This window comes from Nonomuraea sp. NPDC049152 (assembly GCF_040648355.1).
Lineage (GTDB): Bacteria > Actinomycetota > Actinomycetes > Streptosporangiales > Streptosporangiaceae > Nonomuraea.
Genome location: NZ_JBEZDO010000053.1, coordinates 19,900 through 42,014 on the forward strand (window position 1 = coordinate 19,900; position 22,115 = coordinate 42,014).

General features: G+C 67.1%; 21 protein-coding genes, 2 tRNA genes and 1 pseudogene. 13 read left to right on the forward strand and 11 right to left on the reverse strand.

Going from position 1 to position 22,115, the window contains the following annotated elements; all coding sequences use genetic code 11:
- Nucleotides 1-633, reverse strand: a complete 633-nt coding sequence (locus tag AB0B45_RS48960; RefSeq protein WP_358145515.1) for an NAD(P)-binding oxidoreductase — start codon at nt 631-633, stop codon at nt 1-3.
- 107 nt (nt 634-740) lie between these two features.
- On the opposite strand from AB0B45_RS48960, the gene AB0B45_RS48965 reads away from it, so the two are divergent.
- Nucleotides 741-1,325, forward strand: a complete 585-nt coding sequence (locus tag AB0B45_RS48965; protein WP_358145516.1) for a TetR/AcrR family transcriptional regulator — start codon at nt 741-743, stop codon at nt 1,323-1,325.
- 692 nt (nt 1,326-2,017) lie between these two features.
- Here the strand turns inward: AB0B45_RS48965 and AB0B45_RS48970 are convergent.
- Nucleotides 2,018-2,090 (reverse strand) — tRNA-Arg (locus AB0B45_RS48970).
- Nucleotides 2,091-2,245: 155 nt separating this feature from the next.
- Between AB0B45_RS48970 and AB0B45_RS48975 the strand changes: the two genes are divergently transcribed.
- Both AB0B45_RS48975 and AB0B45_RS48980 read left to right on the forward strand, forming a co-directional pair.
- Entirely contained in the window at nt 2,246-3,382 is a 1,137-nt protein-coding gene (locus AB0B45_RS48975) for a histidine kinase (protein WP_358145518.1), read from the forward strand.
- A complete protein-coding gene (locus AB0B45_RS48980; protein ID WP_358145520.1) occupies nt 3,379-4,002 on the forward strand; it encodes a response regulator transcription factor in 624 nt (207 codons plus the stop codon). The genes AB0B45_RS48975 and AB0B45_RS48980 overlap by 4 nt, the downstream gene beginning before the upstream one ends.
- 26 nt (nt 4,003-4,028) lie before the next feature.
- Here the strand turns inward: AB0B45_RS48980 and AB0B45_RS48985 are convergent, their stop codons facing one another.
- From AB0B45_RS48985 to AB0B45_RS48995, 3 genes are read right to left on the reverse strand one after another with little or no spacing between them, the layout of a single operon-like run.
- Entirely contained in the window at nt 4,029-4,490 is a 462-nt protein-coding gene (locus AB0B45_RS48985) for a MaoC family dehydratase (protein WP_358145522.1), read from the reverse strand.
- 10 nt (nt 4,491-4,500) lie between these two features.
- A complete protein-coding gene (locus AB0B45_RS48990) occupies nt 4,501-5,703 on the reverse strand; it encodes a hypothetical protein (RefSeq protein ID WP_358145524.1) in 1,203 nt (400 codons plus the stop codon).
- A complete protein-coding gene (locus AB0B45_RS48995; protein WP_358145526.1) occupies nt 5,693-5,875 on the reverse strand; it encodes a hypothetical protein in 183 nt (60 codons plus the stop codon). Before AB0B45_RS48995 ends, AB0B45_RS48990 begins: the two co-directional genes overlap by 11 nt.
- 211 nt (nt 5,876-6,086) lie before the next feature.
- Here AB0B45_RS48995 and AB0B45_RS49000 point away from each other — a divergent pair, with 211 nt between their 5' ends.
- On the forward strand, nt 6,087-7,268 hold the full coding sequence (locus AB0B45_RS49000; RefSeq protein ID WP_358145528.1) for an ATP-binding protein: 1,182 nt from the start codon (nt 6,087-6,089) through the stop codon (nt 7,266-7,268).
- A 78-nt stretch (nt 7,269-7,346) separates the two neighbouring features.
- Here the strand turns inward: AB0B45_RS49000 and AB0B45_RS49005 are convergent, their stop codons facing one another.
- Nucleotides 7,347-8,126, reverse strand: coding sequence for a MauE/DoxX family redox-associated membrane protein (locus AB0B45_RS49005; RefSeq protein WP_358145529.1), 780 nt, complete (start codon nt 8,124-8,126; stop codon nt 7,347-7,349).
- A 5-nt stretch (nt 8,127-8,131) separates the two neighbouring features.
- The gene (locus AB0B45_RS49010; protein WP_358145531.1) at nt 8,132-9,073 is read right to left on the reverse strand and encodes a hypothetical protein; all 942 of its coding nucleotides are present in this window, start codon (nt 9,071-9,073) and stop codon (nt 8,132-8,134) included.
- Nucleotides 9,074-9,252: 179 nt separating this feature from the next.
- Here AB0B45_RS49010 and AB0B45_RS49015 point away from each other — a divergent pair, with 179 nt between their 5' ends.
- Entirely contained in the window at nt 9,253-9,759 is a 507-nt protein-coding gene (locus AB0B45_RS49015; RefSeq protein WP_358145533.1) for a SigE family RNA polymerase sigma factor, read from the forward strand.
- On the opposite strand, the gene AB0B45_RS49020 is transcribed toward AB0B45_RS49015, so the two are convergent.
- The gene (locus tag AB0B45_RS49020) at nt 9,716-10,204 is read right to left on the reverse strand and encodes a MarR family transcriptional regulator (protein WP_358145535.1); all 489 of its coding nucleotides are present in this window, start codon (nt 10,202-10,204) and stop codon (nt 9,716-9,718) included. The two genes, AB0B45_RS49015 and AB0B45_RS49020, sit on opposite strands and share 44 nt — an antisense overlap.
- A gap of 107 nt (nt 10,205-10,311) precedes the next feature.
- Here AB0B45_RS49020 and AB0B45_RS49025 point away from each other — a divergent pair, with 107 nt between their 5' ends.
- Together AB0B45_RS49025 and AB0B45_RS49030 are read left to right on the forward strand one after the other, a co-directional pair.
- A complete protein-coding gene (locus AB0B45_RS49025) occupies nt 10,312-10,875 on the forward strand; it encodes a YceI family protein (RefSeq protein WP_358145537.1) in 564 nt (187 codons plus the stop codon).
- Nucleotides 10,876-11,036: 161 nt separating this feature from the next.
- Nucleotides 11,037-11,125 (forward strand) — tRNA-Ser (locus AB0B45_RS49030).
- 57 nt (nt 11,126-11,182) lie between these two features.
- On the opposite strand, the gene AB0B45_RS49035 is transcribed toward AB0B45_RS49030, so the two are convergent.
- Nucleotides 11,183-11,767 carry a tyrosine-type recombinase/integrase gene (locus AB0B45_RS49035; protein ID WP_358145557.1) on the reverse strand — a complete coding sequence of 195 codons (585 nt, stop codon included), beginning with the start codon at nt 11,765-11,767 and terminating at the stop codon, nt 11,183-11,185.
- Between the two features lie 53 nt (nt 11,768-11,820).
- A pseudogene (locus tag AB0B45_RS49040) lies at nt 11,821-12,331 on the reverse strand (replication initiator); the annotation flags it as partial.
- A gap of 409 nt (nt 12,332-12,740) precedes the next feature.
- Between AB0B45_RS49040 and AB0B45_RS49045 the strand changes: the two are divergent.
- The 3 genes from AB0B45_RS49045 (at nt 12,741) to AB0B45_RS49055 (ending at nt 15,538) form a co-directional block, all read left to right on the forward strand.
- Complete coding sequence (locus AB0B45_RS49045) at nt 12,741-13,586, forward strand: peptidoglycan-binding protein (RefSeq protein WP_358145539.1); 846 nt, start codon at nt 12,741-12,743, stop codon at nt 13,584-13,586.
- A gap of 71 nt (nt 13,587-13,657) precedes the next feature.
- A complete protein-coding gene (locus AB0B45_RS49050) occupies nt 13,658-14,548 on the forward strand; it encodes a peptidase inhibitor family I36 protein (RefSeq protein ID WP_358145541.1) in 891 nt (296 codons plus the stop codon).
- Nucleotides 14,549-14,584: 36 nt separating this feature from the next.
- Nucleotides 14,585-15,538, forward strand: coding sequence for a SpoIID/LytB domain-containing protein (locus AB0B45_RS49055; protein ID WP_358145543.1), 954 nt, complete (start codon nt 14,585-14,587; stop codon nt 15,536-15,538).
- Between the two features lie 53 nt (nt 15,539-15,591).
- Here the strand turns inward: AB0B45_RS49055 and AB0B45_RS49060 are convergent, their stop codons facing one another.
- A complete protein-coding gene (locus AB0B45_RS49060; protein WP_358145545.1) occupies nt 15,592-16,095 on the reverse strand; it encodes an NBR1-Ig-like domain-containing protein in 504 nt (167 codons plus the stop codon).
- Between the two features lie 1,509 nt (nt 16,096-17,604).
- Here AB0B45_RS49060 and AB0B45_RS49065 point away from each other — a divergent pair.
- From AB0B45_RS49065 to AB0B45_RS49075, 3 genes are all read left to right on the forward strand, one after another.
- The gene (locus AB0B45_RS49065) at nt 17,605-18,087 is read left to right on the forward strand and encodes a DUF998 domain-containing protein (protein WP_358145547.1); all 483 of its coding nucleotides are present in this window, start codon (nt 17,605-17,607) and stop codon (nt 18,085-18,087) included.
- Nucleotides 18,088-18,950: 863 nt separating this feature from the next.
- Entirely contained in the window at nt 18,951-20,516 is a 1,566-nt protein-coding gene (locus tag AB0B45_RS49070) for a serine hydrolase domain-containing protein (RefSeq protein ID WP_358145549.1), read from the forward strand.
- 165 nt (nt 20,517-20,681) lie between these two features.
- On the forward strand, nt 20,682-21,464 hold the full coding sequence (locus AB0B45_RS49075; RefSeq protein WP_358145551.1) for a MerR family transcriptional regulator: 783 nt from the start codon (nt 20,682-20,684) through the stop codon (nt 21,462-21,464).
- The last annotated feature ends 651 nt before the right edge of the window (nt 21,465-22,115 follow it).

A 22,115-nucleotide genomic window follows, 5' to 3' on the forward strand; every position in this document is an offset into this window, starting at 1 on the left:
TCAGTATCCCAGGGCGAGGCTGTGGCCGATGGTGGCCGGGTCGGCCAGCGCGGCGAGGATGGCGTGGGCCAGGTCGGCGCGGGCGATGGTGATGCCGCCGCGCACGTTCTCATCCACGGCGGTGCGGTAGGGGCGGTGTGCGCCGTCGGTCAGGCGCGGAGGCCGCATGATCGTCCAGTCCAGGCCGCTGGTGCGGACGGCTTGGTCGGTGTGGGCGAAGTCGGTGAACCCGGTGCGGAGGAGTTGCCGCAGTAGCGGCTTGACCAGGAAGCGGTTGAGTGGCCCGTCACCGCTGTCGACGACGTGTCCGCTGGCGGTGACGACGATCAGGCGGCGGGTTCCGGCGGCGCGCATCGCGGTGATGATCGAGCGGGCGCCGTCGGCGCATACCGTCGCCTCCGCTTTCGCGCGAGGTCCCAGGGCGGAAACGACGGCGTCTCGGCCGGTGAGGCTGGCGCGGATCGCGTCGGGGTCCATCACCTCGGCGATGACCGGCTCCAGCCGAGGGTGCGGTGCCTGGTGGAGCCGGGCCGGATCGCGAACGACCGCGGTGACGTGGTGGCCTGCGTCCAGAGCCTGGCTGACGAGATGCTGTCCGGTGCCTCCGGTGGCGCCGAAGATGGTGAGTTTCATCTACACTCCCAGTGGTTAGTAAACGCTCGTTAGCTGCGCTCGAAAGGAGACGTTAGCGAGCGTTTACTAACCACGTCAAGCGTGATCCGAATCAAGAAGGGACGCAGATGGGCACCAGGGATGTGATCCTCGACGCGGCGGCCCAGGTGATGGCCGAGCGGGGACTGGCCAACATGACAACCCGCCAGATCGCGCAGGCCGCCGGGTTCACCGAGGCGGCCCTGTACAAGCACTTCACCAACAAGGCCGACCTGATCGTGGCGGTGGTGCGGGAGCGGTCGCCCGGCATGACCCGGCTGGCGCAGGCGCTCCAGATCGGACCGGGCACGGGCGACCTGGCGGACAACCTCACCGCCATCGCCCAGACGGCGATCGCTTTCTACCGCGACGGCTTTCCGATGTTCGCCTCGATGTTCGCCGACCCCGCCACCCTGGCCACACACAAGGAGGAGCTACGGCGCCAGGACGCCGGCCCGCACAAGGCCAACGAAGCACTCGCCGCCTATCTGCGCGCCGAACAGGAAACCGGCCGGCTACGGCCGGACGTCGACGCGCACGCCGCCGCCGGACTGCTGCTCGGCGCCTGCTTCCAGCACGCCCTCCTGGGCCACATGTCCACACCCGGCCTCCGCGACGACACCGAGGTCGCAAGGGGGTTCGCCCACGCGCTCCTCGCACCGTTGGTTCCCTGACGGGCTCTACCCTCCGGTGGACCATGGCTGGGGTCGGCAAGAGGGACGGCGCCACATCCCGGGGAACGACAGAAGGAGGGCTGTGGCGCCTCCGCCCAACCAGGCAACGACTATGTCCAGCTCGTCCCCGTGGCGCATGCTGTACGCACGGCCCGCGCGGAAGAGATCCTCGCCCTGAACGTCGAAGACCTGGACCCCGAGTTCCGGTGGGTCCGCGTCGTGTCCAAGGGCGGCGCGATCGATCATGTGCACTGGGCTACCGGTACCGCCCGGCCGCTGCTCCGCCTGCTCATAGATCGCATCGCCGGGCCGGTCTTCCTGGCCGACCGGCGCGCTCCGCCTCCGGACCCGCGCGCCCGCGGCCGCCGACATCTACCCGACCACGAGACGGGGTCGACCGTCCTACCCACGCGCCAGCTACCTCTTCCGCAGGCCGTCTCCGAAACAGGTAACCGAGAGGGCAGGCAACAGCGTGGAAGTCCTCCACCGCACATACGAGAAGCGCCTCGTTGGCCACGACAAGATCGCCATGCGCCGAATCGCCGAGGTCCTACGCTCTTCCTCTCGGGAAAGCATGAGGAAGGATCAACCGGGGCCGGCTGATCCGAGCCGCACACAACCGGACACCGAGACATGATCGAAGAAGCGGAAAAGCCCTGGTCATCGCTGTGATGACCAGGGCTTCCGTCAAGCGCGGCCGAGAGGACTCGAACCCCTAACCTTCTGATCCGTAGTCAGATGCTCTATCCATTGAGCTACGGCCGCTCGCTGCGTAAGCAAGCATAGCGGACCTCAAGCCATGCCTCGAACCAATTCCGCCGCCTCATCCCCGCCGCCGACCCTGTGTACAACCTTCTGTGTATCCACAGCCCACCCTCCGGTGTCATCAACACCCCCGCGACCGGTGATGAGATTGGGGGATGAGACGAGACGCCCTGGGCGCCATGGCCGCCTTCGCCGTGGGTCTCGTCCTGCTGGCCGCCGGCTCCTACTACCACCGCGGAGGCCCGGCCTGGTTGCCGGTCGTCCCGTTGGCGATGACGTGCGCCGGCGTGGCCGTACGGCGGAGCGCGCCGCTGGCCGCGCTGGGGCTCGGCGTGGTGGGGCTGGGCCTGGACGTCGCCTTCGCCGGCCCTTCGCTGCCCACCACGCTGATCTTCACCGACAACCTCTACGCCGCCGCCCTGTACGGCCCGGCGCGGCTGAGCAGGTGGCTGCTCTACATCACAGCCGCGGCCGCGGTGATCATTGGAGGGATCTTCAGCTTCATCGAGGAGGACCTGTGGAAGATCTCGGTCATGGGCGTCCAGGCCGGCCTCGTGCTCGTCGTGCCGGTCACGACCGCGATGGTCCTGCGGCAGCAGCGTGACCAGGCGGCGGCGGAGCGGGCCAGGGCCGAGCAGGTGGCGCATCTGGCCGAGCTCGACCGCAACGCCGCGATCGTCGCCGAGCGCACCCGGATGGCCAGGGAGCTGCACGACATGATCGCCAACCACTTCAGCGCGATCGCTATCCAGTCCACGGCCGTGCTGTCGCGAAAGGATCTCGACGCGGGAGCCGTCCAGCAGGTCATGGCTTCGATCAGGGAGAACAGCGTTCAGGGCATGGCCGAGATGCGCACGATGATCGGGTTGCTGCGGCAGGAGGGCGAAGACACCGATGCGACGACCAGACCGCGGTTGCGGGACGCCGCCGACCTGGCCGAGCGGGCGCGGCAGGCGGGCGTGGAGACGGTCATGACGGTCGAGGGCACCCCGAGGGAGCTGCCCGTTTCAGTGGATCTGGCGGGGTATCGGATCGTGCAGGAGGCGCTGACGAACGCGATGAAACACGGCGACGACCGGGTGGTGGTCGCGATCACCTACGCGCCCGCGCACGTGAGCGTCGTGGTCGACAATCCGGTGAACGGCGGCAGGTCGGCGCTGCCCGGGTCGGGCGCGGGGCTGATCGGGATGCGGGAGCGGGCGACGCTGGTGGGCGGGCGGTTCGAGGCCGGGCCGTACGAGGAGAAGAGCTGGCGGGTGCGGGCGACGCTGCCGACGGAGGAGGAACGGTGACGATCAGGGTGCTGGTCGCCGACGACCACGCGGCGGTCAGGGCGGGGATCGTGCTGGTCCTCGGCGGCGCGGGCGACATCGAGGTGGTGGGTGAGGCGGGCGACGGCGAGGAGGCCGTCGCGATGGCGCGCGAGCAGCGGCCCGACGTGGTGCTGATGGACGTCAGGATGCCGAAGAAGGACGGCATCACGGCGACCAAGGAGCTGGCGGGAGTGGCGGACGTGCTGATCCTGACGACGTTCGACGTGGACGAGTACGTCTTCGGCGCGCTGCGGGCGGGCGCGGCGGGGTTCCTGCTGAAGAACACCGACGCGGAGGCGCTGGTCGACGCGGTCCGCCTGGTTGCGAGGGGCGACGGGCTGATCTCCCCCGCCGTCACCCGCCGGTTGATCTCGGCCTTCGCCGAGCAGCCGGTACGGCGTGAGCCGCCCAAGGACCTGCTCACCCCGAGGGAGCGGGAGGTGCTCGCCTGCGTGGCGAGGGGCCTGTCCAACGCGGAGATCGCCAAGGAGCTCGACATGGCGGAGGCGACGACCAAGACCCATGTCAGCAGGGTGCTCAACAAGCTGGGCCTGAAGAGCCGCGTGCAGGCCGCCATCTACTACTCCGATGGGAGCTGACGGCGGCCCGCCGCGAGGTCGATCGGTTAGTCGGCGACGGGCACGTAGAGCAGCAGCGCCTCGGCGACGCAGACGGGGCGGCGCTCGCCTTCCAGCTCGACCGACACCTTGATGGTGGCCAGCTGGCCGGCGGGGCTGTTCTTGATGTCGACGAGCTCGCCGCTGGCCCGCACCCGCGATCCGACGGGCACGGGCTTGGGGAAGCGGACCTTGTTGAGCCCGAAGTTGACCGCCATCTCGATCTGGCCGACGGTCATCAGCTCGGTCAGGAACGACGGGAGCAGCGACAGCGTCAGGAACCCGTGGGCGATCGTCCCGCCGAAAGGTGTCTCCTTGGCCCTTTCGGGGTCGATGTGGATCCACTGGTGGTCGTCGGTGGCGTCGGCGAAGAGGTTGACCTGGTCCTGAGTGATGGTGCGCCACTCGGTCGGGCCCACCGTCTCGCCGGCCGCCGCCTTCAACTCCTGCACGTTCGCAAAGCTCCGCATGGGTCGAACCCTATTGCGCGGCCGCGAGGTTGACTATTCGGAACGCGTCCGGCTCGACTCCCGTGGTGGCACCCCAGTACGTGATCGTGCTAGGGGCCGAGGAGTCCGCGATCCCCGCGCCGATCACGTTGCTGGGGTTCTCGGGCAGGGCGAGCTTCGCTCGGGTTTCCAGGTCGCGGACGGTTCGGCCGACGAACAGGTACCTGTCGAGGATCGGGGGCAACAGGATGCCGGAGAAGCTGCCGATCGGATCGACGTCAGTCCCGTCCACCCGCTGGCTGAACCCTAGGCCGAGGCACCAGGCGGGTCCGCAGCGCAACCCCCTGGCGCCCGGAGCGGCTGTGATCTGCCGCGTCTCGCCTGTCTCCAGATTGACGACCTTGGTCTGGTTCAGGTCACTGTCCCTTTCGAGCCCGCTGACGTCGCCCGCCCAAGGCCAGCTGATCAGATGCAGGCCCTCGGCGATCTTCTCCGGATCGCCACCGGCCAGGGGCAGGCGCCACACCGTGCCGTCATCCTCCGACCAGTAGACGTGCTCTCCCTTCACCGCCATCGCCCCCATCCCCAGGTGCTCGCGGGTGAAGGTGGCGACCATCCTCGCCTCGCCGCCGGCCAGCGGCGCCGTCCAGATCTCGCGCGCCTTGTCCGCGTACACCCACCAGACGACGCTCTTGTCGTCGAAGGCCACGTCCCGCGGGGTGTAGCGCTTCAGCCCTGGAGTGGCCGGTATGTCTGTCACCTTGCGAAACGTTCCCGTCCCGCTGTTGTAGATCTCGATCGCGCCCGTCTTCTCCCGCGACCGCTGCGCGGTGACCAGCACCTCGGTCGGGCTGATGCCGGTGATGGGGCGGTATCTCCAACCGTCGGCGTTCTTCGCGGGCATCGTGAAGAGCGCCTTCGGCCAGACCTCTTCGAACGGCTTCCGGTGGGCCTGCTCCTTGGGTGGGGTCTTGATGCTCGCCACGGCCTCGCCGGGGCTCTCCGACACCCGAGACGCCACGCCGCCTTCGCCCCCGCCGGAGAAGACGCCTCTGGCGATCGCCGTGCCGGCGCCCGCCACGCCGATCACGGCCGCGACGGCCAGCGCCGCGCCCATCCGTCTGTGCTTGGTACGGCGGCGCCGCCGTACCGCGATCGCCGCCGACAGGTCGCGCTGCGGCGCGAGCTCGGCCGCCTGCCGCAACGCGCGGACCAGCTCTTCCTCAGTCCTCATCACGCTTTCCCCTTTTCGAGCACGCCAGGGCTTGCGCACGCGTCCAGGTGTCGCCGAGCTTGAGCAGGGCTTCCTGCACCAGGTCGGCCGCGTCCTCGGCGTTGCCGGTGAGCACGTGGCCGTACCTCAGCAGGGCCTGACCCCTGGCTTGGACGAATTCTTCGAACTCCACGTACCGGGGACGCCCGGGGCGCTCAGGCTGTTGCAAAGATCTTTACCCGAATCTCTCGCGCACGTGTTCGATGGCGCGCTACAGTTCTGGGGAGGCTCTCGAACAGAGGTTCGGCCAGGTGGGAGGGGGTGCCATGCTCGTCCAGACACGCCGTAGGTGTTTCTTCCCAACTCTAAGACGGCCGCTATACCCGGCTATAAAGTCCGAGAGCGTGGATCCTGTGCGCAATCCCTACGCCCCAGGCGCCGGACAACGCCCGCCCGAGCTCGCCGGCCGCGATCGCGAGCTGCAGCAGTTCGAGGTCGTGCTGGAGCGGGTGGCCCGTGGTCGCCCCGAGCGCAGCATGGTCGTGACCGGTCTGCGCGGCGTCGGCAAGACCGTCCTGCTCAACACGTTCAAGTCCATGGCGATGCAGCGGCTGTGGGGCACCGGCAAGATCGAGGCCAGGCCCGACCAGTCGATCCGCCGTCCGGTCGCCGCCGCCCTCCACATGGCGGTGCGGGAGCTGGCGCCGAGGCACCGGGCGCCCGAGCGCATCGAGGAGTTCCTCGGCGTGCTCAAGGCGTTCGCGATGCGCGATCCCGCCGCAGCCAAGGGCACCTCCCACTGGTCGCCGGGCATCGACGTGCCGGCCAGCCGGGGTCGCGCCGACTCGGGCGACCTGGAGATCGACCTGACCGAGCTGTTCGTCGACGCGGCAAGCGTGGCCACCGATCTCGGGGTGGGCGTCGCGCTCTTCATCGACGAGATGCAGGACGTGCAGGCCACCGACATCTCCGCGCTCTGTGCCGCCTGCCACGAGCTCTCCCAGACCGGCGGGCCGCTGATCGTGGTCGGCGCGGGCCTGCCCCACCTGCCGAGCGTGCTGTCGGCCAGCAAGAGCTACTCCGAACGGCTGTTCCGCTACGCGCGCCTCGACAAGCTCGACCGCGACGCGGCCGACATGGCGCTTCTCGTCCCGGCCAGGGAGGAGGGCGTGGAGTTCACCCAGGAGGCGCTCGACGCGCTCTACGACGCGGCCGAGGGCTACCCCTACTTCGTCCAGGCCTACGGCAAGGTCGCGTGGGACTACGCGCCGCGCACCCCCATCACCCTCGACGACGTCAAGGTGTCCGCGCCCGAGGCCGAGGAGGAGCTGGCGGTCGGCTTCTTCGGCAGCCGCTACGAGCGGGCCACTCCCGCCGAGCGCGACTACATGCACGCCATGGCCTCGATCGGCGACGAGCCCGTGGCGACCTCCGACGTGGCCGACGCGCTCGGCCGCAAGCCGTCGAGCCTGTCGCCCGCGCGCGACAGCCTCATCAAGAAAGGGCTCATCTTCTCCGCCGAGCGCGGCCTGATCGCGTTCACGGTGCCTCACTTCGGGAGGTTCCTGCGCGCTCAGCCCATCTGACTCTCTCTAGCCGTGTCTAGAGGGGAAGCTAGGCACGGCTAGAGAGACACATATCGCTTCGTATAACGCTGTCTAGCGTCAGGCCGATACGGCCGTATATTCCGGCATGGAGTCGGTGTCGTCCCTGCCCACCACCGCCATACGCACGACGGGATGCCGTCCCGTGAGATAGACGGCGAACACCACGTCGTCCTTCTCCCGGTTCGCGAAGACGAAGAATCGCCAGCACAACTCACGCCAGCTGTCGTACGGCTCGGCGGAGAGCAGCTCGTCGGCATGCGAACGCCAGGTCGAGCTCGCCTTGAGCTTGGCCAGGCCGACGCTCTCGACGGAGGGCCGCTGCTCGCACGGCGCCCGGTAGCGGATCCTGTCGACGGCCTCCTCCAGCTCGGGCGACAGGACGGCCAGCACGACCACGCCGGCCAGCGTCCACCACGACACCCCCGACATGCCCGGTAGCGGCGCCCAGACCGACATGAGCGCCATGCCCGTCAGCATGACCGTGCGAGCGATCGACCGCACCCCGACCGGGGTGGAGCTGACCTCGCCGAAGCAGCCGCAGCCCGCGTCGGGCCGCCGCCTGCGCAGTTCGAGCAGCACGTAGGTCGACAGCGCGAAGAAGACGACGGTCCCCCACCTGAACAGCGGATGGGTCGTGAGAAGCAGCCCGGCCGCCAGCGCCAGCTCGCCCACGGCGCAGCAGACCAGCGCCGGCTTGCGGAGCGGACCTGGCACGAGCACGGCCGGCCCCAGCCTGGTCAGCGCGCCGGGCTCGCTGTCAGTGTGGACGGTCGCCAGTTTCGCGAAAGTTCCCAGCGCCAGCAGCACAATCAAGATCGGCAGCTGCGATTCGAGCATGCGTGTCACCCCAATCCCACCCGGGCATTGAAGCACCCCTTGGTCAGTTCCCCACCCAGTTCCACGAACGACGAGGCCGACAGCTCCACGATGCGGCCCCTCGGCGAGGTGCCACACTCGACGCACCGATCGCAGAACCGTCCGGCCATGCAGCCGCACGCCACGATCGGCATGTTCGCCGCCCTTTCCGTGCAGACATTACGGATATGCAGTAACGAACCAATTGCCAGGTACGGCAGGCCGACGCACGACACCTCGGCATCGGGACACGCCGCGTCAGAACGTTCCACCATGGGATAGGCCGCGCCGCGTTCGTCGCAGTCGAAGGCGTCGGACCAGGTGGCGGTTCCGCTGATGCGTTGCTGCGCTCCGCCGTACGCGGGGGGAGGGGTTGGTACGGCACGCGCGGGATGGCCGGGCTGCGACGTCGCGGGCAGCAGAGCGTGGCCCACCCCTTCGTCGCGAATGCCGATGGCGTCGAAGAGGTAGCCCGGCTCGAGTTGGGGATGGCGGACGCGGAGGCGCCCGGTGGTCCGGTAAGGGATCAACACGCTGCGGCGCCCCCTGTGGGGACCGCAGTCCAGCTCCACGTGGAGGTCGCGGCGGCCTTCGACGGACAGGATCGCGCCGGTCATGCGGGTGATGTCGGCCCAGATGCGCTCGGCGACCTTCCCGTCGCGCAACGCCCTGATCACGACGGTGGCGCCGATGGGGAGATCACCCGGCGCCAGGTCGACGCCGTGCCACGCCGTCGCCCACGGCGCGATGACCAGCCGTTCCTCCACCCCCTGCTCGGTGTCGATGATGATCAGGTGGGGGCTGACGTCGACGATCTGGCCGCTCACCGCACGCAGTGGATCGCCGCCTTCCGGATCGGGTCCCGGGTGTCCTGCGTCGCGGCCGAGCGCCGCTGCCGCGAGGATTCGGCGGCGTTCCGTGCTGTTCACACCCCTAGCGTCACATAGCTCCCCACTCTTCCCCCCAGACGAGAGCAAAATACACATCCCCGGTGGAACGCATTGACAACCGATGTGCGGTAGACCTTGACTGCCCTTTGCTGTTGACGGGGCGAATCCTGGATTCCGGTTCAGCCGCAATAGGGGCTCCGGCTGCGATTCTGGCGACGATGCAGATTGCCGCGCTGGAAGAGGAGTTCCGCGAATACGTCAGGTCTCGCGGACCGGCGCTCCTGCGTGCCGCCCACCAGCTGACCGGCCATCCCTGCGACGCCGAGGACCTGCTGCAGACCGCGCTCGCCAAGACCTACCTAGCGTGGGACCGCATCAGGGATCACGCCGCATTGGATGGATATGTACGGCGAGCGATGATCAATATCAACATTTCGCAATGGCGCAGGCGGAAACTGGAGGAGTTCCCCGCCGACGAGCTTCCCGACATCCCCGTGGCCTTCGAGGCGCCCTGCGAGTGGGAGGAATCACTCGAACAGGCGCTGAAAGGGCTGCCCGACCGCATGCGGGCGGCGGTCGTGCTGCGCTACTACGAGGACATGACCGAACCGGAGATCGCCAGAACGCTCGGCATCAGCGTCGGCACGGTCAAGAGCACCGTCTCGCGCGCGGTGGCCAAGCTCAGGGACGAACTGTCTGTCCCGGCTCAATCGCCCCCGCGGTAGCGCAGGGATGAACGACGTCTCTGATGATGCGCAGCGTGGCGAGGAACTGGTCGAGCTGCTCCTCGGTCAGCAACCCCGTGAACGAGTCCTCGATGTCCGTGAGGTGCTGAGGCAGGAGCGCCTGGAGCTTTTCCGCCCCCTTGTCGGTCAACGAGGCATAGGAGGCGCGCCGGTCGGTGGCACACGCCTGGCGCACGACGAGCCCATCACGTTCGAGGCGGTCGACCACCCGCGTCACGCCACTGGTGGACAGCCCGGTCTGCGCCGCCAGGTCGCCCATCCTCAGGCTCTGCTCGGGCGAGCGGGCGAGCCTGATCAGCGTTCCGAAGTCGACTTCGGACAGGCCGGCCGAGGTGAGAGCCGGGGCCATCCTCGCCACCAGGCCGGCGTAGACCTCGGAGAGCAGGCCGATCGCCGTCAGCCGGGGGTCGTCAAAGGGGATCACGTTCACATCGTAGACGACGATAGTTGACGGGCGGAATATTCCTCATGTAGACATCTGTTGAAGCAAACATCCGCACCGCAAGCATCTCTGTCGAGGAGAACATCGTCATGAGCACTCGTACCTGGGAAGGCCTCTCCATCCCCGCCGCCGGCACCTACGCCATCGACGTGAACCACACCCGCATCGGCTTCACCGCCAAGCACATGATGGTCAGCAAGGTCCGCGGCAGCTTCGAAAAGTTCAACGGCTCCATCACGATCGCCGAGAACCCGCTCGAGTCGTCGGCCGAGCTCACGATCGACGCGTCCAGCATCAGCACCAACGTCGGCGACCGCGACGCCCACCTGCGCAGCGGCGACTTCCTGGACGTCGAGAAGTACCCCGAGCTCACCTTCAGGAGCACCCGCGTCGTCGGCCACAAGGGCGACGAGTTCACCGTGCTGGGCGACCTCACCATCCGTGGCGTCACCCAGGAGGTCGAGCTCACCGTCGAGTACGGCGGCGTCGGCACCAACCCTTGGGGCCAGCTGGTGTGGGGCTTCTCCATCTCCACCGAGTTCGACCGCGAGGAGTTCGGCCTGACGTGGAACGCCGCGCTCGAGACCGGCGGCGTGCTGGTCGGCAAGAAGGTCAAGATCGAGGTCGAGGGCGAGGCGAACCCCGCCGCCTGACCCACTTTGTCCACAGCCCGCCGCGACCTGGGCGGGCTGTCATCCACAGGTAGCGGCACGTTACCCACAGGCAGTGGATAACCTTGGTGACGACCCTCCGGTCAATCACTTTGCCGCACCGCCGGAAGGCCGGTACTCTGTCCTGAGCTAGACGGCTACCAGGAGGATTCGCCTAGTCAGGTCTATGGCGCCGCACTGCTAATGCGGTTTGGTGGCAACACCATCCGGGGTTCAAATCCCCGATCCTCCGCAGTAAAGAGGCCCTCGCCCGAAACCGGGTGAGGGCCTTTCTGGTGTTCGGTTGCAGTTATCCCCAAAGGGCCGAGTCCATGCGGCCGCTCGCGTCCTTCATCTGCATGGTGGCGACGTGCGTGTACCGCTCGGTGGTCGTCACCCTGGTGTGGCCGAGGATCTCCTGAACGACGCGGATGTGGACGCCTTGCTCGATCAGGAGGGTGGCCGCGGTGTGCCTGGCGTCGTGAACCCTGGCGTCCCGTACGCCGGCCTGCTTGAGGATGGATTTCCACACCTTCCAGTCCTCGGTGCGCTCGATCGGGCCGCCGAGGCGGGTCGTGAAGACCAAGTCGTGATCCGTCCACCTCTCCCCCGCCTTCAGACGCTCCGCAGCCTGGATCTTCTTGTGGGCCTTCAGCTGATCGAGGAGCGCGGGAGGGCACTGCAGGGTGAGCTTGCTCTTACCCTTGCGCGGCCGGAAGACGAGACCGCCGCCCGAGCGCTTCGGGCACTTGTCCGCGTAACCGGTGCAGTCCTTCAGGCACGGCCGCTTGTAGCAGTTGTGCCCCGGCTTGGCGCAGGTCGGTCCACAGCTCCGATCATGACTGTGGATTGTGCAGTTCTTCTTGCAAGGAGGCGATGCCTTTTCCTCCCGCAGGCGTGCGGATCATCGCACCCATGGAGCCACTCCGAGCGCTGGATCTGGAACCATTCGTAGCGCAGGGCGTCGACCATTCGGGCGACGTGGTCGCGGCGGGCCTGGTCGTCCTCGTCGCCGGGGTCGAGAGGGTCACCGAGTGACTTCGTGAGGTATTTGGTCAGGTAGCCCAGGGCTTTGTTGGCGGCGGGACTTCCGGCGAGGACGCCTTGCACGTCGGCCTGGTCTCCGAAGCGCACGACATGCTGCGGCTCCTCCAAGTCATCGAGGGCCTGGTCCCAGGTGGGCAGGATCTCCCCCGTCGCAGGGTCGAGGTAGCCGTCTTCGTCGGTCCAGACGGGCAGGTGTTCGCCGTCGTACTTCACTTCGTCGGCCGGGGGCCACCAGACCCTGGTGATAGGTCGCGGCGGCGATCTGCTTCATTTCGGCGCGCGGGAGGGTGCCGCGGATGGCCATGTGCAGGTGCGGGGCGAGGCGCTTTTGTGGTTCGACGCTGGCGAAGTACTGCACGTCGTCGCCGGCCACGCGGCGGAGGTTCTGGACGAAGCGGTCGACGAGCTTAGAGCTGCCCGGACTCCGCAGCCGGTTCCCGACCGCAGCCAGTTGAGCCCGCAAGTCGTCGGCCTGCTGTAGTGCGGCCATATCGGCCTCAGTTACGCAAGCCCCACATCGGGCGGCAACGGGACCCGCCGGCCGTTCGCGGAGCGTTCGAGAACCGAGCCGCCCTCGTAAGTGGCCGCCTCAGGCATCTGTGGGGTCATCTTGGACGAACGCGAGCCCATGTACCGCTCATAACCCGGTCTGAGCTGGCGTTTCTCGCCATCGGATCACCTGTCAAACGGCGCGTACGCCCGTACGGAGAAGCCTGTCGAACAGGCTGACAACACCGATCTTCTAGCGGACACGTGAGCGAACCGAAACGTTGGATTCCGCCACACAGGAATCGCCCCAGCCCCTGAACCAGGAGTAACGAATGAAGCTGCCCTCATCCGCCGCTGCCCTCACGGCGGCCGTCCTGTTCGCTTCGCTGACTGGAGTGTCCGGGGCGTCGGCGGCACAGGCGGCCGACGCTGAGGCCCTTCCGAGCGTGAATATGGAAGCCACTGTCAAGGCGGCCCAGATCGACCCGCGGCGGCCCGACAGCACGCTGACCCCGGGCGCCAAGGCCAGCGTGCTCCTCGTTGAGCAGGCGCTGCGCGACCGAAGCTTCCTCGACACGAAGTGGGTGGACGGTTACTTCGGCACCACAACGGTCACCGCCTACGCGAACTACCAGAAGTCGCTCGGCCTCACTGGTCTCGACGCCAACGGCCTGCCAGGCAAGACGTCGCTCACCAAGCTCGGTGCCGGCCGCTTCATGGTCACCGACGTCATCGACCCGGGCACCCCGGTGTCGACCGGCGGTTTCGTCATCAACACCCGCACGCGAAGCATGCTGGCGGAGGCCAAGCGGCTGCTCGGCCGCGACCTCAAGCTGGATCAGGGTTCGTACAACCCCAGCGGCGACCCCACGTCCGCGGGCACCCACGATGGCGGCGGCGTCGTCGACATCTCGGTAAAGGGGATGAATTCCGCCACCCGCACCGCGGTCGTCCGCGCGTTGCGCCTTGTCGGCTTCGCCGCATGGCTGCGTAACCCCCAGCAAGACGACTGGCCGTGGCACATCCACGCCGCTGCCGTCAGCGACACAAGTCTCTCCGGCCAGGCCCAGCACCAGATCGGTGACTACTACCTCGGCCTGAACGGACTCGCTGGCCGTGGCCCGGACGACGGCCCGAAGGTGACCATCCGCACCTGGGAGGAGTACCAGCGCCGCTGACTCATCCATCCGAAACCCAGACTCCGCAGACCATCCAGAATCCCAGACTCCGCAGACAGAAGGAGAACAGCATGAGAACGCTAACCAGGATCCTCACCGCGGCGACCGCCGCGATGGCGCTCGGCGGGACGGTCCTCGCCACCGCATCGCCCGCCTCGGCCGCGAACCGCGACGGCATCTGCGATACCGGCGAGTTCTGCTACTACTTCAACAGCAACAACCAAGGATCGGTCTCCGACTTCACCGGATCGATCGACGACTACGCCACCACACAGCCCACCTGCTACGACTTCAAGGGACCCGGCGACGGCAAGGACCAATGCATCAAGAACGCCGCCGCCTCCGCCTGGAACCGCAGCAGCAAGACCGTCCGCGTCTACTTCAACAGCGGCCACGTCGGCACCTACCAGGACTTCGCCCCAGGCGCCAAAGGCAACCTGAACCCCAACCTCAAGAACCAGAACGCCTCGCACCAGTTCAGCCCGTCATCATCGTCGCGCAGCAACATGTCGTTCTCGCTCTACACGGCCAGCGGCACGATCACCTGCGGGTTCGACGGTTACACCTCCACCTCCGGCCGGCACGAAGGCATCGACATCGCCCGCGGTGTGGGCTCGAATGTTCACAACCTGGTGGCGGGCCAGGTCATCAACGTTGCACGCGGATACACCGGCAGGGCGGGACTTTCCACGATCGCCATCTACAACGCCGCATTAAACAAGACGGTGATCTACCTGCACTCCGCTCCGCTGTCCTCCTTGCGCGTGGGCCAGCAGGTCAGCCGCGGCCAGATCATCGCCACCGAGTCGTGGCATGGAGTGTCGAGCCGTTCATCCGCACACACCCACGTCGAGATGCGCCCCGGACGGTACACGCGTGCGGCCAAGAGCGTCGGCGACCCGCACCTGGAGAACCCGAACCCGACCTCGTTCTGGAACTCCCAGGGCTACAGCATCCGATAACGCTTCGCGGCCACTGACAAGAAGAGGAAGACAACTGTGCCTTTACGAACTGTCCGGCTGATCTCGCGGCTCACCGCGGCGACCGCCGCGATGGCGCTCGGCGGGACGGTCCTCGCCACCGCATCGCCCGCCTCGGCCGCGAACCGCGACGGCATCTGCGATACCGGCGAGTTCTGCTACTACTTCAACAGCAACAACCAAGGATCGGTCTCCGACTTCACCGGATCGATCGACGACTACGCCACCACACAGCCCACCTGCTACGACTTCAAGGGACCCGGCGACGGCAAGGACCAATGCATCAAGAACGCCGCCGCCTCCGCCTGGAACCGCAGCAGCAAGACCGTCCGCGTCTACTTCAACAGCGGCCACGTCGGCACCTACCAGGACTTCGCCCCAGGCGCCAAAGGCAACCTGAACCCCAACCTCAAGAACCAGAACGCCTCGCACCAGTTCCTGAGTTCCGCACCGCCGACGCCGACCGGGTGCAAGACCGACGGCACGGACACCAAGCTGCCCACGACGATCCTCGTGTACCGGAAGTCCCTCGATCGCGTGGAGCGGGTGGAGTTCAAGACCTACGTCAAGAACGTCCTGCCCAACGAGTGGGTGTCGAGCTGGCCGAGCGAGTCCCTCAAGGCCGGGGCGATGGCCGTGAAGCACTTCGGCTGGTACTGGGCGCTGCACTCCAACCGCAAGACGGCGAGCGGCCAGTGCTTCGACGTCTACGACCACACGTCGAGTCAGGTGTACAAGCCCGGCTCCGCGAAGGCGGTGACGAGCGCCGCGGTGGACGCGACTTGGGGCACCCGGCTGACTCGCAACGGGAAGATCTTCCGAGCCCAATACTGCGCTACGACGACGGCGTGCGGAAATTGGGTCGATGGCGACTGGATGTCGCAGAACGGCTCTCGCGATAAGGCCAGAGCGGGCTGGAACTACTCCAGGATCCTCCAGCACTACTACACGGGGATCGTTCTCAGCTCCTGACCCCCTGAGACCGTCCGACTCTAGTTCCCCGCCGTGTCACGCACGGCGGGGAACTAGAGTCCATCGACGATGATCTGAAAGTTGATCGGCCGGCTTCCGGGGAACACGACCGCTCCCGAAGCGTCCACCATCTTGAATCGCACGTAGCACAAGCCCGGCTTCTTGGGCGTGGTGATGACGGTCCGGATGTCGACTGTCTCGCCAGGTTGCGTGTCCTTGATCGGCACGTCGGGGATGGTCTGGCATTGATCAGCTTGCTGCGTGAGGTCGAGGCGACGCAGCGAATATCCCTTCCACGGCACGGCCCCGGCGTTCTTGAGCCGCCATACCTTGGTCATGGTCTTGCCGGGACCGACGCGCGTGCAGTCGGCAAGCGTGACATCCTCGATGAACACGGCCGCATCACCCTTGTGCAACGGCGGGGCCCAAGGCGGGTTGGTCGAACGCACTGGGCAATCGGCTGGGGGCGGCGCGGCAATCGATGGGCTGCCGGTCGGGTTCAGACTGTGTCCCTCGGGCGTGGAGCCGCGATTGACGGCGGCCACGACGAGGACCACTGCCCCCATGATGACAGCCGCTGCCGCGAACGCGCCCGGGCGGGTCAGCCGTAATCGCCCTCTGCTCCCCGGCGCAGGGAGCGGAGGCTGGACGTCGCCCGCGAGCTCGTCGGACGGTGGCGGCGGCGTACGCACGAATGCCGAGGTCTCGCCAGCCGACCGGGGCGCTTGCGACCCGCTGGCGAGGTGCACGGTACGAAGCTCCGCGGCGCCTGTGGCGGAGGTTGCGAGTCCACCAGACGGACGGTCCCCCGAGGTGTCCACGCGCATTGAGGGATTCCCGGCGCTCGCTGATCTGATCGCCCTGTTCGCTCTCTCCCAGAGTTCGCGGTACGCGGCCGGGTCCGCGTTGCACGCCTTGACGAACTCGACGGTGGTCTCCCAACTCGGGAGCCGGTTACCCTTCGTGGCTTCGTGCAACGTCGTGTGAGAAATCGCCCCCGACCGGCCGGACATCTCCCGGAAAGGTGGATTACCGACCGCATTGCGCAGTTCCCGCAGGGTAGTCGCGAAATCCTCGATTATCTCCGCCCGTGCACGCCTGTCGTCCACCGTGCGAAGGTAACAGCACCCACGGTCTTCACTCAACCCGAACCGGAATCTGCGCGAAGCCAGGCGAGATGAACGTGCAATAGCCATACGGCTCATCCCCGCTGCGACTGGAAGCGGCCACGCACCAGGCCGAACAGGCCCTTATCCTGGTCGAACGCGACGAAGGAGACCCGAGAAGCCACCCAGACCTCTGCCCCCACCCGATAATGATGGACATAGACGATTACGCCTATGAGTCGGGGCGCTACAACAACCCGGACACCACATTGACCGGAACATCCTTAGCCGAGCCGGTCTCGGCGGCGTATGTTCAGGTCGGCGATTCGCCCAGGGTCCGTGACCGGGACCGGGACAGTATGCAGCGGAGCGGCTCGGGCCAGGCGGCGAGCGGCATGGGTCGACTGCCCGATCAAACCCTCCTGTGGGCTGCGAGGACAACAGCTCGTAAATCTAATGCGAATAGGAACGGTCAAGGAACGCCACCCGCCCCGTGGTTGCTCGTTGGATGCTCGTCGGCACCTGATACGGCATACCACCGGGCGGCATCCTTGGACATTCTGGATACCGACATTTGCGGACAGAGCGATAAATTAAACTACGGTGCGGCAAGGTCCGGCATAATTTCTGTCGGCTTTTAATCCGTAGGTTCCGGGTTCGAGCCCCGGGCACCCTACCATCAACGACCTGGGCGGACTCTCCGATCTCCATGATCCGGAAGCCCGCCTAGTTGCATTTAGCCCCAGAGAGTCCGGCCCATGCGAGCTGCTGCCTCTGTTGAAAGTGTCGCTGTGATGTTGGTGTAGCGCTTGGTCGTGGTCAGTTGTGAGTAACCGAGGATTTCCTGAACGACGCTGATGTCCACGCCCGTTCGATGAGGAGAGTCGCGGCGGTGTGCGGGCGTCTTTCTCGACTTCGGCCAGGCGAAATAGTTCCTGCTGGATATAGATCGTCAACTTCATGCTCTACGGATTGCTCACGCTGTGCTTCGCGGTGGGCCACAGGCGTGTTTTGCGGACTGGGGCCAGCTCCCTATGGGGACCAATCCTGTTCTTCATCGTCGGGCTCGGCCTTATCGCCATCGGTCCTTTCGTGACGGACCCGGTCCTCGGCTACCCTACGGCGACGCCCGCTATCGCGAGCCTGGGCGGTTCCATCCACAACCTCACGAGTCTGATCGTATTCATCGCCCTCCCTGCCGCCTGTTTCGTGCTGGTAAGGCGCTTTGCTCGCGACAAGCGGCGCGGATGGGCTTCCTACTCGATCGCGACGGGCACCCTTGCCGTTGTGTTCTTCATGCTCTTCTTCGCCAGCGTTTCGGCTGCCAACGGTCAGGACCGGGGGGACCTCGCCAGCCGGGCTGTTCGAGCGGATACCCACCGTCATCCTCGGTGTCTGGCAGAGTCTTCTCGCGCTCCGACTCCTGAGCGCGGAGACCTTTGAGCATGGCACTTCATCTGAGACGACAACTGCGACAGGATGATCGAGCAGCGAAGACGTGCCGGTCCGTGCAGGTGATGAGCCGGCTCGGGTTGCAGTTTGGGTTGCAGTTCACCGTCGTACCATGCCGTTCCAGGTGGACCGGCTGGGCGCGTTGGTCCAGGTTGAACCGCGTTGGACGGGCAAGGTCCGAGCTGCTGATGCGGTTTGGTGGCAACACCATCCGGGGTTCAAATCCCCGATCCTCCGCAGTAAAGAGGCCCTCGCCCGAAACCGAGGTTCCCGAACGTCTGGACCGAAACCGGACCTCGAAGCTGACCCACCTCACGATCAGCGGCCTGCGGCACCGGCAAGATAGGCGTCCTCCTCCCGAACGCGGCCCCAGCCCCAAGGTGAGCAGATCTGCGCAGGTCATCGGACTTCCAAGAAGATCATGTTCTCGGAAGCGGAGACGGCCACGGCTTCCGGGAAATCGGAACGGTGGATGGCGGCAACTCCGACCGGCGCGGTTGGTCCGGGTGGTGCCGGAGAAGCCGCGGTCGATAGATCCGGTCCGGCTCGACGCCGAGGGCGCGCAGTTGCTCGGTCTGCACGATGACGTCCTGCTCGTTGGTGGAGCAGCGGGCGTAGCCGACCCGTCGTTGGCCGTCCATGGCCGGTGATTGTCCCGCATGACCCTCCGTCACCGGGACAGCGCCCGGAACACTCTCAAGATCGGGTGTTCCGGTGGCCGATCGCCTTGCGGAATACCACTGAAAGTGGCTGTGAGCTAGATCACGGTTGAGGTTGACCTCGGGTCAGGGTGCAAGCTCGCCGCAGCGGCACGACGCCGACCGGACATAACAGATTTGAAGGAGTACACCACCATGTCCATCACCCTTTCCGACCAGGACAAGAGCACCCTGCGGACCGCCGCGTACGGCGCCGTGTCGCTGGTGGCCGCCGCGGACGCCACCGGCAAGCCCCACAAGACCGCCATGAACGGTTCCGTCACCCTGGCGTCGGCGACCGGCCCGATCGGGCACGTGCTCGCCGCGAAGTCGAAGGACATCGACCTGAAGAGCAAGTCCGCCGCAGAACTCGCCGACCAGGTGCTTCCGGCCCTGACCGCGGCCATGAGCCTGCTGGAGAAGCAGGATCCGGTCGAGGCCGACAACTTCCGCAGCATCGTCCTCATCGCCATCGACGCAGCCGCCCAGCTCCGCCAGGGGGCGCCCAACCCTGCCCTGGCCGAGATGGCCCGCAAAATCACCGCCGCCCTCGACGCCGCCGGGATGGCCACTGCGGACAGCGGGGCTGCGCCGGCGGCTGCTGCCGGGAAGGATCGCCCGGAGCTGCAGAAGGCGATCGAGGAGATCGTCGATTCCGGTTTGGTCGGGGTGACGCTGCGCGTGCACGATGAGCGGGGCGAGTGGGCCGGCAGCGCCGGGGAGGCCGAGCTGGGCGGGACCGCCAAGCCGCCGATCAACGGACACGTCCGGATCGGCAGCAACACCAAGACCTTCACCGCGACCGTGGTGCTGCAACTGGTGGCCGAGGGCAAGATCGGGCTGGACACCCCGGCGGCGGACTACCTGCCCGAGTTCGGGCTGGACGAGCGGATCACGGTGCGGATGCTGTTGCAGCACACCAGCGGGGTGTTCAACTTCAGCGGCGAGGTCTACGACGACGGAACGATCGTGCCGGGCATCCCCATCCCCTACAGCACCACCGGCAAAGAGTGGATGGACAACCGGTTCAAGACCTACCGGCCGCAGGAGCTGGTAGAGCTGGCGTTGTCCAAGCCGCCGCGGTTCGAGCCGGGGACGGGCTGGAGCTATTCCAACACCAACTACGTGCTGGCCCGGCTGCTGATCGAGAAGGTCACCGGCCGCTCGGTCGCCGAGGAGATGCAGCGGCTGATCCTGGGGCCACTCGGGCTGTCGGGCACCATGGTGCCCGACGGTCCGGAGATCCCCGGCCCGCACGCCCACGCCTACTACCGCTACGAGGACGGCGGGGAGCAGAAGACGATCGACATCACCCGCCAGAACCCCTCCTGGATCTCCAGCGGCGGTGACATGATCTCGACCACCCAGGACCTCCACACGTTCATCTCCGCGCTGCTGGGCGGCAAGCTCCTGCCGGCCCCGCTGCTGGCCGAGATGTGCACCCCGCACCCGACGGGCATCCCGAACATGGACTACGGCCTGGGAGTGTTCGTGCTGACCACGGACGGCGGCGGCACCGTCATCTCCCACAACGGAGCCGCCGTGGGCCACGCGGCGCTGATGTACAGCACACCAGACGGCAGCAAGACCCTGACCGCCGCGCTGAACTGCGTGGACGACGCCGACTTGTCCATCGCAGCAGCATTCCAGAACGCCCAGCAAAGGCTCCTCAACGAGGTGTTCGGCGGTGGGCAGGCCGATCCGGCTCAGCCGACGGACTGAACACCTGTGACCCGCACGCCTCGAGGGGCGACCCCTTCCGGCCGTGCATCAGGGAGAACGCGAACCGAGGCCAGGCCGAGCTCAACGAGCTCGGCCTGGCCCGACCATACGCTCGGCTATGGTCTGCCTAGTCGCCGAGCTCGAGCACAAGGCAGGATTTTGCAGATGAACGGAGTCACGATCGGGCAGGCGGCGGCATTCGTCGGCGTCACGGTGAAGACGGTGCGGCACTACCACAAGCTTGGCCTGGTGAAGGAGCCGGAACGCGACAGCTCCGGCTACCGGCGGTACGGATCGGCCGATCTGTTGCGGCTGGTGCAGGTCCGGACGCTGGCCGCCGCCGGGGTGCCGCTGGCCGAGATCGGACCCCTGATCGACGCCGATGCCACGCTGTTCGCCGCCGCGCTCGCCGACGTCGAGCGGCAGCTCACCGAACGGATCGAGGAGTTGATCGCGCGGCGTGACACGCTGCACCGGCTTGCCGATGGTGACCGGGCTCTGCTGGGCGACCGCGCTGTGGCGCTGCTGGAGCGGATGTCCGGCCTCGGATTCCCCGCGGACGAGGTGGCGGCCACCAGGGAGGGCTGGGTGCTGGCCAAGGCCCTGGTCCCAGAAGGCCTCGACGACTACCTCACCCATTTCGAGCACGCCCTGCAAGACACCCGGCTCCTCGCCTTGACCAAGCGCGCAGCCGAAGCGGCGGCCTGGGAACCGGACGACCCCCGCATCGCCGAGCTCGCCACCGCAGTGGCCGACCACTACCTCACCAACCCCGCACTGCTGAAGACCGTCACCGGCCTGCAAGCCCGCACCGAGGCCGCGACCCGGTACACGCTGATCGCCCACCACGGCGAAGAGCAGACGCCGGCCGCGGCGCGGCTGGCCGCGCTTTTCGAGACCAAGCTCCGCGCCGCCGGCATCCATATCCCCAGACCAGACTCCCACTGACCACGCCGTGCTCCGGTCCATCGGCCCGGCGACCGGCCGGGGCCTGCCCACACACCGACCGGGCTCCACGAACGCCATATCCGCAGGGTCAGCGTGAAAAACAGGAACAGCTCCTCCCTGCCGATCTCCGGGAACCCCGCAGCGCCTCCAACCCGAAGGTCTCCAGGTCAGAACCGGGAGCTACCGACATCGGAACGGTGGGATGGCGGCAACTCCGACCGATCCGGCTCGCTAACGCCACTGACCGTTCCGTTGTCGAGCAAACCCCGCAGCCGGTCCAGCGCTTGCGCGGCCGCCGCGAGCAGATCACGGCCAAGGCCTTGGCGACATCGGCCGCCGCGGCCGGACGGGGCAAGGTCTTGGGCACCATGACGGCGTTGATCCGGTCCATCGGGTTGGCCTGCAGCAGGTCGTGGCGGACCGCCCACTTGGCGAAGGAAGCGATGGCGGCGCGCTTGCGCTTGCGGCTGGCCTAGCATGACGTCGTCGATCTCGGCGGTCTCGAAGGCCGCGTTGCGGCATATCTGGATCCCCGTCGAACCCGCGACGCGGGAGTGACCCGATAGCTCCCGCCCGGCCCGCACCCGCCGTGACCTGCGCCTTTCACGGCGACTCGAAGCCGTATCAGAGCGATGTCAGGTCCGTGTTAGG

Coding starts and splice junctions, on each gene's coding strand:
- AB0B45_RS48960 (WP_358145515.1), bottom strand. CDS start 633: ATGAAACTCACCATCTTCGGCGCCACCGGAGGCACCGGACAGCATCTC.
- AB0B45_RS48965 (WP_358145516.1), top strand. CDS start 741: ATGGGCACCAGGGATGTGATCCTCGACGCGGCGGCCCAGGTGATGGCC.
- AB0B45_RS48975 (WP_358145518.1), top strand. CDS start 2,246: ATGAGACGAGACGCCCTGGGCGCCATGGCCGCCTTCGCCGTGGGTCTC.
- AB0B45_RS48985 (WP_358145522.1), bottom strand. CDS start 4,490: ATGCGGAGCTTTGCGAACGTGCAGGAGTTGAAGGCGGCGGCCGGCGAG.
- AB0B45_RS48990 (WP_358145524.1), bottom strand. CDS start 5,703: ATGAGGACTGAGGAAGAGCTGGTCCGCGCGTTGCGGCAGGCGGCCGAG.
- AB0B45_RS49005 (WP_358145529.1), bottom strand. CDS start 8,126: ATGCTCGAATCGCAGCTGCCGATCTTGATTGTGCTGCTGGCGCTGGGA.
- AB0B45_RS49015 (WP_358145533.1), top strand. CDS start 9,253: ATGCAGATTGCCGCGCTGGAAGAGGAGTTCCGCGAATACGTCAGGTCT.
- AB0B45_RS49025 (WP_358145537.1), top strand. CDS start 10,312: ATGAGCACTCGTACCTGGGAAGGCCTCTCCATCCCCGCCGCCGGCACC.
- AB0B45_RS49045 (WP_358145539.1), top strand. CDS start 12,741: ATGAAGCTGCCCTCATCCGCCGCTGCCCTCACGGCGGCCGTCCTGTTC.
- AB0B45_RS49050 (WP_358145541.1), top strand. CDS start 13,658: ATGAGAACGCTAACCAGGATCCTCACCGCGGCGACCGCCGCGATGGCG.
- AB0B45_RS49065 (WP_358145547.1), top strand. CDS start 17,605: ATGCTCTACGGATTGCTCACGCTGTGCTTCGCGGTGGGCCACAGGCGT.
- AB0B45_RS49070 (WP_358145549.1), top strand. CDS start 18,951: ATGTCCATCACCCTTTCCGACCAGGACAAGAGCACCCTGCGGACCGCC.
- AB0B45_RS49075 (WP_358145551.1), top strand. CDS start 20,682: ATGAACGGAGTCACGATCGGGCAGGCGGCGGCATTCGTCGGCGTCACG.